13 protein-coding genes are annotated in these 11,827 nt (G+C 37.4%); all 13 read right to left on the minus strand.

Going from position 1 to position 11,827, the window contains the following annotated elements; translation table 11 throughout:
* Position 1: 1 nt before the first annotated feature.
* The 13 genes from IGI63_RS07230 to IGI63_RS07290 all read right to left on the minus strand — a co-directional run bounded on the left by IGI63_RS07230 (position 2) and on the right by IGI63_RS07290 (position 11,782).
* Positions 2–877: a carbohydrate ABC transporter permease gene (locus IGI63_RS07230; protein WP_002355143.1), complete on the minus strand. Its 876-nt coding sequence runs from the start codon at positions 875–877 to the stop codon at positions 2–4.
* The gene (locus tag IGI63_RS07235) at positions 877–1,947 is read right to left on the minus strand and encodes an ABC transporter ATP-binding protein (protein ID WP_033624553.1); all 1,071 of its coding nucleotides are present in this window, start codon (positions 1,945–1,947) and stop codon (positions 877–879) included. The genes IGI63_RS07230 and IGI63_RS07235 overlap by 1 nt, the downstream gene beginning before the upstream one ends.
* Before the next feature lie 209 nt (positions 1,948–2,156).
* Entirely contained in the window at positions 2,157–3,095 is a 939-nt protein-coding gene (locus tag IGI63_RS07240; RefSeq protein ID WP_023894780.1) for a glycosyltransferase family 2 protein, read from the minus strand.
* A 203-nt stretch (positions 3,096–3,298) separates the two neighbouring features.
* Positions 3,299–3,628, minus strand: coding sequence for a HesB/YadR/YfhF family protein (locus IGI63_RS07245; RefSeq protein WP_002355140.1), 330 nt, complete (start codon positions 3,626–3,628; stop codon positions 3,299–3,301).
* Positions 3,629–3,682: 54 nt separating this feature from the next.
* On the minus strand, positions 3,683–4,348 hold the full coding sequence (locus IGI63_RS07250) for a potassium channel family protein (protein WP_002355139.1): 666 nt from the start codon (positions 4,346–4,348) through the stop codon (positions 3,683–3,685).
* Between the two features lie 103 nt (positions 4,349–4,451).
* A complete protein-coding gene (locus IGI63_RS07255; RefSeq protein ID WP_002355137.1) occupies positions 4,452–5,084 on the minus strand; it encodes a response regulator in 633 nt (210 codons plus the stop codon).
* Positions 5,059–6,162: a sensor histidine kinase gene (locus IGI63_RS07260; RefSeq protein ID WP_002365182.1), complete on the minus strand. Its 1,104-nt coding sequence runs from the start codon at positions 6,160–6,162 to the stop codon at positions 5,059–5,061. The genes IGI63_RS07255 and IGI63_RS07260 overlap by 26 nt, the downstream gene beginning before the upstream one ends.
* Entirely contained in the window at positions 6,159–6,890 is a 732-nt protein-coding gene (liaF, locus tag IGI63_RS07265) for a cell wall-active antibiotics response protein LiaF (protein ID WP_002381168.1), read from the minus strand. Before liaF ends, IGI63_RS07260 begins: the two co-directional genes overlap by 4 nt.
* Before the next feature lie 150 nt (positions 6,891–7,040).
* Positions 7,041–7,520, minus strand: coding sequence for a transcription elongation factor GreA (gene greA / locus IGI63_RS07270; RefSeq protein ID WP_002355133.1), 480 nt, complete (start codon positions 7,518–7,520; stop codon positions 7,041–7,043).
* A gap of 260 nt (positions 7,521–7,780) precedes the next feature.
* Positions 7,781–9,166 carry an endolytic transglycosylase MltG gene (gene mltG / locus IGI63_RS07275; RefSeq protein ID WP_002387309.1) on the minus strand — a complete coding sequence of 462 codons (1,386 nt, stop codon included), beginning with the start codon at positions 9,164–9,166 and terminating at the stop codon, positions 7,781–7,783.
* Between the two features lie 207 nt (positions 9,167–9,373).
* The gene (locus IGI63_RS07280) at positions 9,374–10,051 is read right to left on the minus strand and encodes an HAD family hydrolase (protein ID WP_002399507.1); all 678 of its coding nucleotides are present in this window, start codon (positions 10,049–10,051) and stop codon (positions 9,374–9,376) included.
* Between the two features lie 74 nt (positions 10,052–10,125).
* The gene (wecB, locus tag IGI63_RS07285) at positions 10,126–11,277 is read right to left on the minus strand and encodes a non-hydrolyzing UDP-N-acetylglucosamine 2-epimerase (RefSeq protein ID WP_002385282.1); all 1,152 of its coding nucleotides are present in this window, start codon (positions 11,275–11,277) and stop codon (positions 10,126–10,128) included.
* 13 nt (positions 11,278–11,290) lie between these two features.
* Positions 11,291–11,782 carry a gamma carbonic anhydrase family protein gene (locus IGI63_RS07290; protein ID WP_002355129.1) on the minus strand — a complete coding sequence of 164 codons (492 nt, stop codon included), beginning with the start codon at positions 11,780–11,782 and terminating at the stop codon, positions 11,291–11,293.
* Positions 11,783–11,827 lie beyond the last annotated feature (45 nt).

Genomic DNA, 11,827 nt, shown 5'->3' on the forward strand with positions numbered 1-11,827 from the left:
CTTATTGCCCCACTTTCTTTAAGAGTTTATTTTGTAAGAAAGTGACCACTAAAATAATCACAAATAAAATCACTGTGGCGGCCATCGCAATTCCGGGACGCCCTGCAATGTGGAATTTGTCATAAATATAGTACACTGCGGTTGTGGCACTGTTGGCAATCCCCGCACGACCACCGAATAAAGCATAAACTTGTGTATAAACTTTAAAGGCGCCAATTAAATTGACCGTTAATAAAAAGGCAATGGTCGGGACTAGCTGCGGAAACGTAATACGTCGGAAAATTTCGCCGTCTGAGGCGCCAAACATTTTTGCAATTTTAAAATGTTCTTCATCAATATTTCTCAACCCAGCCAACAAAATAATAATATTAAATGCTAAACTCGTCCAAACCCCAAAAATAATCAATGTTGGCATACTCATTTGAACATTATCTAGCCAGTTGACAGAAGGAATGCCGAAAAAGCCTAAGACGTAATTGACAATTCCATAATCGCCATTAAAGAAGTAACGGAAGACAATCCCAATGGCAATCGTACTCGTTACATAAGGCATAAAGAAAATCGTTTCAAAGAAACTCTTATGTTTAACTTTTTCAAAGATAATCCAAGCAATTGCTAGGGAAATTATCAAGGCAATCGGTACCACAGCAAATGCATAGAGCGCTGTATTTTTTAACGCTTTATAGAAGATTGGATCATTCAATACACGTTGATAATTTTCTAAACCAGCGTAGCGTTGGTTAATTAAGGAACCTTTTTGGAAGCTCATCCACAAAGAACGAAACAGCGGATAAACGCTAAACAGTAAAATGATTCCTAATGATGGCAGAAGGAAGAGCCATGCTTTTGGTTGATTTTCTGGATTGTATTTTTTCATTAGTAAACCCGGTCTCCCGCTTCGTTAAAGATAAATACTTTTTTATATGAAAAATCAAAAGATAAAGTGTCTCCTTCTTCAATCGCTTCTTCTACACTTACAATTGATTTCACTTGTTCATTTCCTAATGTAAATCGTAAAATACGTTCTCGACCAATCAATTCCACTAAATCTGTCGTTGTGGTAAAGAGACCTGTTTCAGTTGGTACCACATCTTCTGGACGAGAAGCAAACGTATATTTCCCATCAGTCATTGGCATTTTAAAGCGTGCTTGCTCAAAACGCTCAAGCGGAATTTCAAAACTTTCATGGTACATTTTGCCGTCTTTCACTTCAACAGACAATAAATTAATAATTGGGTTACCTATGAACTGAGCAACAAATAAGTTATTTGGTTCTAAGTAAAGGTTTTGAGGTTCATCATTTTGTTGAATAACCCCTTCGTTTAATAAAATAATTTTATCACTGATTGATAGCGCTTCCTCTTGGTCGTGCGTTACAAAGATTGTTGTAATGCCTACTTCTTTCACCAAGCGGCGGATTTCTTCACGAATTTTCAAACGCAAACGTGCATCCAAGTTACTTAAAGGCTCATCTAATAATAAAACATCTGGTTTTTGAACTAACGCCCGGGTAATCGCAACACGCTGTTGTTGACCACCAGAAAGTGTGCCTGGCTTTTTATGGCTTAACTCTTCAATATTCGTTAGTTTCATATATTCTTCGGCAATAGCTTGTGCCTCTGTTTTAGGAACTTTCTTGCTCCCTACTGTTAAAGGAAACATTACGTTTTCTAGAACAGTCATATGTGGATATAAGGCATAGTTTTGAAAAACGAACCCGATGTTCCGATCTTTTGGTGCTGTTTTGACAACCGATTGCTGTCGAAACTGAATATCTCCATCACTTGGATGTAATAAACCTGCAATTAAGTTTAAAATTGTGGATTTCCCACACCCACTTGGTCCTAACAAACAAACCAAGTCCCCTTGCTCAATCGTAAAATTGACCGATTTTAACGCTTCAAACCCATTATCGAATACTTTTTTCAAGTCGATAACTTCTATCATGACCCAACCTCCAAAAAAACATTTAATAGCATACCTTTTGATTTTAACATTTATTTCTTGCAACCGCGAGAGCAAAGCTGTTTCATTAAGATAAAAATAGGTAAAGTTAATGTATTTTTTATGTAAAAAATGTTGTTTTTCTGAAAAGTCTATTCACACTTTTTTTAATGCACAACAAAAAAACAGAGAATTTTTCTCTGCTTTTTTGGTTATTTTTTAGAATCTTTTTCTGATTCCTTTACAATATAAATTGGTCGTTTTTTCGTTTCTAAGAAAATTTTGCCGATATATTTGCCAATAATTCCTAAACATAATAGTTGCAAACCACCTACAAAAAGTACAATACAAACCATTGAAGGCCAGCCGCTTGTTGGATCACCATTAACTAATGTTCGAAAGATAATCACTAACATTGCTAGTGCAGAACCAATACACGAAAAGGCGCCAACGTATGAAGCAATATTCAATGGTGTTTCTGAAAAATTGACAATCCCGTCAATTGAATAACTTAATAGACTCCAGAAAGACCAAGAGGTTTCTCCAGCAATTCGTTCTCGATTTTTAAATTCAATATATTCTGTTTTAAAGCCGACCCAACTAAAAATCCCTTTTGAAAAACGATTATACTCAGATAACTCTAAAATCGCATCGACCATTTGTCGGGTCATGACACGAAAGTCACGGGCACCATCCACCATTTCCGTCTCAGCAATTCGATTAATGAGTTTATAGAACATCCGTGCAAACAAGCTACGAATGGGCGGTTCGCCGTCTCTTGTTATGCGTCGTGTGCCAACACAATCTAAATCTGTACTGGTTTCAATCATCTCAATCATTTGAGGTAATAACTCAGGCGGGTCTTGTAAATCAACGTCCATGACTGTCACTAAGTCACCTGTTGCTTCTTTTAAACCAGCGTATAAGCCTGCTTCTTTCCCAAAATTTCGTGAAAAAGAAAGATAACGGACCTTCTCTGGATGTTCGCGATAAAGCTGTCTTAAAACAGCTAACGTATTATCTTTTGAGCCATCATTCACAAATATATATTCTACTGAATGAGACAGTTGCTGGCTAATTTTTTCTACTTCTTCAAAAAACAGCGGAATCGCTGCTTCCTCATTATAACAAGGGACAACAATTGATAACATTTTATTTCCTCCACACTTCAGTTAATTATCATTATACCATATAATAGCCTTATTAAATAACGATATCCAACTAAAAATAACTTAAATAGAAAGAACCTGAGAAAAAATCCAAAACGATTTTTTCTCAGGCTGACTAGCGGTTAAACGAAAGCAACAGAAATAGTCCTACGCACTACTTCATCTTTTTCTGTTTAGCACTAAATTTATTTTGTTAAATCTTCTTGGTTCGCTTCAAATTGATAACGCGGTTCATCATTCTTTTCATCATAATCAACAATCAAATCATACCCTTTAAAGAACCAATCATCTGTTTCTTCAATAAAATAGGTAATCCCATCTAGGTTCTCTTTAATCATTGGCTCATCTGGCGCTTCTACAGACATCGCAATGGAAAAACCATCATGAACAGGTGTTTTTCCGTAAATTTTTCCGAAAAAACGAATGCCTGTCTCAGGCTGAACCCCGGTTTCTTCTTTAAACCATTGTTGGGCTTTCGGTGTCACTTCTAATTTCATTCTTTGTTCCTCCTTCACATCTCTGTCGCCATTTATTGTAGCACAGCGTAGTGCTTTTAGAGAATAAAGTGCTTAGCCATTCATTTTTTCATCTAATAAATCCACGTCTGCTGTATCACCGATAACTAATAAATTGTCGTTTTCTCGAACAATTTCAGAAGCATCTGGCGAAGCAATTACTTCTGTTTTCGAGCGGCGAATCGCTACCACAGTTAAACCAAATCGCTGACGGAAATTTAATTCTGCTAAGGTTTTATTGTAAAATTTAGGATTGGTGACCCGAACCTCAGCTAATGAAAATTCGCTAGATAATTCAATATAATCTAAAATATTGCGTGAAACAAGTTTGTGAGCAATTCGAATGCCCATATCCCGCTCTGGGTGAACGACCATGTCTGCCCCAATTTTATCTAAGACACGGGCATGATATTCATTGACTGCTTTGGCTAAGACATTGGGAACCCCCATCTCTTTAACCATTAATGTTACTAAAATACTCGCTTGAATATCTTCACCAATTGCCACCACTACGTGATCAAAATTCCGAATCCCTAAAGAACGCAACGTCATTTCATCTTGGGCGTTAGCCACCACTGCATGCGTTGCAATATTCATATATTCATTGACACGGTCTTCACTGCTGTCAATGGCCAAAACTTCTTGACCAGCTTCCACCAAAGTTTGGCATATGCTGCCGCCAAAACGTCCTAAACCAATAATTGCAAAATTTTGTTTCATTTCTTCTGACCGCTCCTGTCTGTTCGTTAAAATTAGTATAACAAATCCATAAATAAATTCCTAGAAGGATTTCCTAGAATTTATTTATGGATTTATCTGATATTTATTTGGCTAAACCATGTTGAAAAGCATAAATCGCCGCTTGGGTCCGATCATCCACATCTAGTTTTGCTAAAATGTTTGAAACATGTGTTTTAACTGTTTTCAAAGTGATAAAGAGTTCATCAGCTATTTCCTGATTACTTTTACCTTGTGCAATCAACATTAAAATTTCGTGTTCCCGGTTTGTCAAATCTTCGTGCAACACCGGCTCTTGTTTTTTTGTTAACCGTTCCATCATCTTATGCGTCACTTCAGGTTCCAACACACGCTCTCCGCGATAAGTCGCCCGAATTGCATCAGCAATCTCATGTGCTGTTGATGTTTTTAATAGGTAGCCCGCTGCACCAGCTTCAATCGCCGGATACACTTTTTCATCATCAATAAAACTCGTCACAATAATAATCTTGGCTTCTGGCCAATCTTTCAAGATCGCTTTTGTTGAATCAATGCCGTCCATTTCTTCCATTACCAAATCCATCAAAATAACATCTGGACGTAGTTCCAATGCTTTTTCATAGCCAATCTTACCGTTTTCTGCTTCGCCTACGACTTCTATATCCTCTTGAATAGATAAATATGATGAAACGCCTAAACGGACCATTTCATGGTCATCCACTAACATTACTTTGATCACTTGCAGTTTCCTCCTTTATGACAGGAACTTTAATTTCAACGCTGGTTCCCTGCCCTTTAAAACTAATAATTTTAACTGTACCGCCCATGCCGACAACACGTTCTCGAATATTATTTAAGCCATAACTACCGGCTTTATTACTTTGTTCCTTCATATCAAAGCCGACACCATCATCAACAATACGCAATAACACGTTTTTATCGACTTGGTGTAAGTATACCTCTAATTCCTTTGCTTTGGCATGTCTTAAGGTATTTGAAAGTAACTCCTGCACAATTCGGAAAAGATGATCCTCAATGCTGCTATTTAAATGAACATCTTCAACATCCCAAATCAATTCAATTTTAATTTTTGTTTGTAGTTCTTTCAGTAATTGTTCAATACCTTTACGCAAACTTTTTCCTTCTAGACTGATAGGACGCAAGTGCAATAGTAGCGCGCGCATTTCCGATTGGGAGGCATTAATGATTTCTGCCACCATGGCTAGTTGTTTACGATATGGTTCCGGGGTTTCTGTTCGTTGTGCTTGTTCATTTAATGCAGACAACATCATCATGGCTGCAAAAAGTTGTTGACTGACTGAATCATGCAACTCCCGCGCCAAACGATGCCGCTCGTTCTCTAAAATTTCTTCTTTTGTTTGCCCATCCATTAATTGCGGTCGACTGTTTAATAATTGCAATTCTTTAGACATCTCTAATAATTTATTTTTAATCGACCAAATATCTTGTTCGACTTCGGTTAGATAATGGTCTTGATTTTCACTGGTCGTTGGTTTGTTTAAGACTGGACTTTCATAATTACCGTTGGCCAATAACCGAAGTTTTTCTTCAATCCGTCCATATTGCCCTTTTTGAACCAATGAAATCAGTAAAAAGGTCAATAAGCCTATTAGTAAGGATATGAGAACAATGTGCACAATTAGTGGTAGATAAAAGACTTTTCTCTGAAGAAGCTCTAATAGCCACCGGTTTTGTTTAATCGAATGAAAATATGAAAACAATGTAATTAAGATAACAATAAAGGTGCTAAGGGACGCATATAATGAAATCATGCGTCTTGAAATCCGATCGGTCATACACGGATCACCTCAACATCTCCTACTAAAGTGTTCGTCATAATTTTCAAACGACGAAGATTGGTATCATAATCATTGCTGTAAATTTTTAATGATTCGTTTTTCAATTGATATTTTTCTTCTTCAAAACGTACCGTTCCGTAAAAAGTTGAATGTTCTAACAAAATAGCTACACCTAACGGCACTAGAATTCGCGTGCGGCCAAAACCTTTACGAATAATAATAATATTGTCTTCTTTCGGTAGTAGCGTATTACCTAAATCAATAATGGTGTCCCCAGAGATTAAATCAATATTGATATCGTCCCATTCATAGATATTGTTACCAATGCGTTCGTTGGCAAACCAGCGGCGTTTAAATCGTTTGCCATTTTTAGGTTCTTTTGCCGCCGTCTCCACCATAATCATTTGTTTTTTTCGCCAAGGTGCTCGCTCAGCTATATCCACGCCTGAAATCTCAAAGCCTTTTAAGCCGATAAAGAGTACGCCAAAAATCAACATAAACCAAACAGCCGTGCTATTCATTGCACCAATGACAATAAAAACAACGCCGAGGACGAATTGAAAGTTGTTAAAATGTGTTTTAGATGCTTTCCTGGAAACGTAGGCCACAAGTAAAACGCCAATTGTTAATAAAACAGCTAATCCAGGATTATGTACAATTTGCCATAACGCCAGAATAAAAAGTAATGCTTCTGCGACGATAAAAAAGCGCCAAGGGTTATTCATAGATTTGCCTCCTCCCTCTGTCATTTATTTTACTCGTTTATTTTATTTAATCATAGTGGTTTGCGCCTCAGGTTACCATAGGACTTTAGCCCTAAATGTCATAGATTGCGAAAGGACAGGCCTTGGAAGCTGCCTGCCCTACTCAATTATTTAGTTTGCTTCAACTTTTGTAATTTTAACTGTCATGTCGCCACCAGGTGTTGCAATAATCACTTGGTCGCCTAATTGTTTACCAATTAAGGCTTGCGCAATCGGTGAATCGTTAGAAATTTTACCAGAAAATGGATCGGCTTCGGCACTTCCTACGATTGTGTATTCCTCTTCTTCTCCATCAGGCAATTCTTGGAAAGTAACTGTTTTACCGATGGAAACTTCGTCTTGGTCCACGCCATCATTATCGATGATTTCTGCAAAACGAATCATATTTTCTAACGTTGTAATACGTCCTTCAACGAAAGCTTGTTCATCTTTAGCTGATTCATACTCTGAGTTCTCTGAAAGATCCCCAAAGCTACGAGCGATTTTAATACGCTCTACGATTTCTTTACGTTTAATTGTTTTTAATTCTTCTAGCTCTTGTTCTAATTTTTCTTTTCCTTCAAGAGTCATTGGATATACTTTTTCTACCATGTTAATTCTCCTTTTTCGCTTAACGATACGTAGTTCTTGGTTGGTTATTGAAAAAAATTCCGCTTTCAATCCACAAAAGAGTACCACGCTTTTTCTAAATTGTAAATATAATTATTGAATTTTTGTGATTTTGCTAAATTTTATTTATATAAATTTCTAGTTGCTACTCTTTCCCTCTGTTAAACAGATTACTTTTTGAGTATCTAAAAGCTTGGTGAATCATACAAAATTGATTCACCAAGCTCTTTTATGTTTTCATTTTATTCACTACTTGAATTATTGACATACTGATCTACTAATACTTGATGTTCTTCATATGTTTTTGAGAAGTATACTTTTCCTGTAGAAATATCTGCTACAAAGTATAAATAGTCACTTGGTGTCGGATTCAAGACTGCTTTAATTGACTCCTCACTTGGGCTATCTAATGGTCCTGGTCCATAACCAGTATTTTTATACAAGTTATAAGACGAGTCCACTTCCAAGTCAGCATACGTTACAGTTTCTTTGTGTTCTCCTAGAGCATACAAAATAGAAATATCTGATTGGATCGGCATATCGGCAGCCAAGCGGTTAAAGAATACTTGCGCAATTTGTTTGCGGTCTGCTTCTTTGACTCCTTCTTTTTCAACCAATGAAGCTAACGTTAAGACTTGCTGATTGGTTAAATTCTTTGCATGAATTGTCGGCGTATATTGTTCCATTACTGTGTTCATTTTAGCAATCATTTGTTCGACAAATTCAGGAAGTGTTGCTTTTTTGTAGTAATCATAAGTTGCCGGGAATAAATACCCTTCTAAGCGATAACGAACACCTTCTGCGGTTGCAGCACTTTCAAGTAAATCAGGATACTTAGCCTTCATTTGATTGAAGAAGTCTTCGTTTTTCATTAATGCAATGAAATCTGCTTTCTTGAAATCTGTATTTTTTTCAATAGCTTCGCCAATTTTATCTATATCGTAGCCTTCAGGAATCGTTACTTTGCCATCTGCAATTTTAGTTGGTTCTGGCGTACCTCCTTCTTTTAGCATTTCACCAATTTCATCGAGTGTCATGCTTGGAGACATTTGATAATAGCCCGCTTGAAAATCTGTTAAGTTTTTAAATTTTACGTAGTAGTTAAAAACCATTCCGCTTTTAATGACGTTGCTTTCTTCTAAAACCGCAGCAATTTGCTTATTAGAAGATCCTTCTGGGATATGCACTTGAACAAGCTTCTTATTGTTCTTGTCTAGTGGCTGTAGCCCAGCATCTACATATTTATAAAAAGTAAACCCAAAGATTGCCATCATTAAAACTAATACAGAAACTACAATTAACACGATACGACCGACTAAACGATCTTCTTTTTTACGTGTTTGTTTTTTTGTATTTGTTGGCTTTTCGTCTGTTTCAATCGGGGTTGGCTCTTCGACTGTCTGTGTTGTCTTGTCTTTCCCACGTCTTCGAGCAGCTCTAGAACCTGCACGTGTTTGTGTTGTGCGGCTCGCTGTTTCTTGTGATTCATCAGATGAAGGTTGGGGTGACCTATCATTTTTTTCAGAGGAATCAGGTTGATCGCCATCATTTCTACCATTTAAAGACCCAGTTACTTGATCTCTAAGCGAAGATTTGGGATCTTGGTTATTTTGGTTATCATTAGCCAAAACTAACCCTCCTTACTATTCTATCGTTTATGACTGAAACTATTATACATGAAACCTCTTTAAAATTAAATGTTTTTAATAAAAAGACCGTCATTCCCCGATAAAAAATTCATCATTGATAACGTTTAAAGCCTATGATGGCGCTTTTCTATTGAAACGATAATAAATCTTAAAATCCTCCTAAATTTATCGAAAATCCATTTTCTATTAAGAATTTCGTAGCAAAATAGCACCTAAGTCTTTAGGCGAGTGTACTAGGAATGTCGCTCCCGCCTCTTGTAACTCTGTTTCTTCACCAAATCCATACAAGACACCTATACTATCTAAGCCATTTTGTTGAGCACCAAGAATGTCATGATTACGATCACCAACCATGATAATTGCTTCTTTGGTTGGGTCTAGTTGAGCTTCCGTTAATGCATACTGAATCACATCTGCTTTTTTAGAACGATGACCGTCCATACTCGCTCCATAGATGCCTGTAAAATAACGATCTAAATCAAAATGAGTAATAATCTTTTTAGCAAATTCTTCTGGCTTGGAAGTCGCAATGTATAACTTTGCTCCCGCTTCCTTTAACCTTATTAGTACCTCTGGGATCCCTGGATACACATGATTTTCAAACATACCTTTTCTCTGATAATACGCTCGATAATGACCCACTGCTTGTTGCGCTGCTTCAGCTGAAGGCGCCATGTGCAAAAACGACTCATATAAAGGCGGCCCTATGAAAGAACGTAATGTCTCCTCGCTAGGAGCTGGCCAGCCTAATTGTTCTGTTGCGTATAAAATAGAACGCATAATGCCGCTACCAGAATCCGTAATTGTGCCATCTAAATCAAATAAAATCGTTTGATACATCTTCACTTCACTACTTTCTAGCATTTTTTGTCTAATTGATTCTTCAAAATAAGATACGCAAAAGAAGCACATTTTTCAGCGCTTCTCTGCCTTTTTATTTATTTTGCTGTAAACGTATCTGGTTTTTTATCTGATTGCTGCATTTCATAGGCAATGGCTTCAACGATTCGGCGGCTAGCTTGACCATCCCCATACGGATTTTGTGCATGCGCCATCGCGTGGTAAGCATCAGAATCAGTCAATAATGTTTTCGCCTCTTGATAGACTACTTGTTCGTCTGTACCAACCAATTTCAATGTTCCTGCCGCTACGCCTTCTGGACGTTCCGTTGTATCTCGTAAAACTAAAACTGGCACACCTAAGGAAGGAGCTTCTTCTTGCACACCGCCAGAATCAGTTAAAATTAAAGAACTTTTCGCTGCAAAATTTTGAAAATCTTTGACATCCAATGGTTCAATTAAATGCACACGAGCTAATTCACCTAAGTGTTCCGCTACTATTTCACGGACTTTGGGATTTTTGTGCATAGGGAAAATGACTTCAATTTCTGGATGTTCCATTACAAGCCGACGAACAGCTTTAAACACATTTGCCATTGGCAGGCCTAAATTTTCACGACGATGCATTGTGATTAGTACGATGCGTTGGTCTGTAGGGATTTTTTCCAATAAATCATTTTGATAGTGGGCATCAACAGTGTACGCCATCGCGTCAATCGCTGTATTGCCAGTTACATAAATATGTTCTTCTGGATGATTTTCTTTGATTAAATTGTCCTTACTTTGAGTAGTTGGGGCAAAATAAATATCAGTTAACACATCTACCAGTTGACGATTCATTTCTTCCGGAAACGGAGAATATTTTTGCCAGGTCCGCAATCCTGCTTCCACATGTCCCACTGGAATCTGTTGATAAAAAGCAGCCAATGCAGCCGCAAATGACGTGGTTGTATCGCCATGAACCAAGACAATATCCGGCTGTTCTGTCACAAGAACCTCAGTTAATAAATTCAAAACACGACTTGTAATATCTGTTAAGGTTTGCCCATCTTTCATGATATTTAAATCATGATTCGGTGTAATTTGAAAATCTTCTAACACTTGATCCAACATTTGGCGATGTTGCGCTGTTACGACTACTACAGAGTCAAATCCTTGACTTTGCTCTTCTAAAACTTTGATTAAGGGAGCCATTTTGATTGCTTCTGGCCGTGTTCCAAAAACCGTCATTACTTTAATTTTCTTCATCATTTTCCTCCTAATTCTATGTTAGTTTCGGGTATTTTTGTTGGCGAAATTCTTCTGCTCGTTGAATATAATGTAAGGCGTTCGTATGATTACTGGCTATTTCTGCTGCCGTTAACGGACGGATAACCTTCGCGGGTCGACCAAATGCTAAAACATTTGGCGGGATAATTTTGCCTTCTGTCACTAAAGAGCCCGCACCAATCAGGCTGTTTTCTCCAATAATGGCGTTATTTAGAATGGTTGAACCCATGCCAATCAAAGCACCATCACCGATTTTACAACCGTGTAACATGCATTGATGGCCCACCGTTACATACTTGCCTACAATTGTCGGGGCATCTTCATCAACATGAATAATCGTGCCATCTTGAATATTACTACCTTCACCAATGGTAATTGTGTTACTGTCACCTCTTAAGACCGACTGAAACCAAATATTACTATCCTTCGCTAGTTGTACGTTCCCATAGACATCTGCACTAGCAGCAATAAAATATTCTTTTTTCAAACTCTGTCACCTCTTTTCATTAAGTATAGACAAGAATTCCTCACT

Source organism: Enterococcus sp. DIV0086, from assembly GCF_050498705.1.
Lineage (GTDB): Bacteria > Bacillota > Bacilli > Lactobacillales > Enterococcaceae > Enterococcus > Enterococcus faecalis.

Coding starts and splice junctions, on each gene's coding strand:
- IGI63_RS07230 (WP_002355143.1), bottom strand. CDS start 877: ATGAAAAAATACAATCCAGAAAATCAACCAAAAGCATGGCTCTTCCTT.
- IGI63_RS07240 (WP_023894780.1), bottom strand. CDS start 3,095: ATGTTATCAATTGTTGTCCCTTGTTATAATGAGGAAGCAGCGATTCCG.
- IGI63_RS07235 (WP_033624553.1), bottom strand. CDS start 1,947: ATGATAGAAGTTATCGACTTGAAAAAAGTATTCGATAATGGGTTTGAA.
- IGI63_RS07250 (WP_002355139.1), bottom strand. CDS start 4,348: ATGAAACAAAATTTTGCAATTATTGGTTTAGGACGTTTTGGCGGCAGC.
- liaF (WP_002381168.1), bottom strand. CDS start 6,890: ATGAATAACCCTTGGCGCTTTTTTATCGTCGCAGAAGCATTACTTTTT.
- IGI63_RS07280 (WP_002399507.1), bottom strand. CDS start 10,051: ATGCTAGAAAGTAGTGAAGTGAAGATGTATCAAACGATTTTATTTGAT.
- wecB (WP_002385282.1), bottom strand. CDS start 11,277: ATGATGAAGAAAATTAAAGTAATGACGGTTTTTGGAACACGGCCAGAA.
- greA (WP_002355133.1), bottom strand. CDS start 7,520: ATGGTAGAAAAAGTATATCCAATGACTCTTGAAGGAAAAGAAAAATTA.
- IGI63_RS07260 (WP_002365182.1), bottom strand. CDS start 6,162: ATGACCGATCGGATTTCAAGACGCATGATTTCATTATATGCGTCCCTT.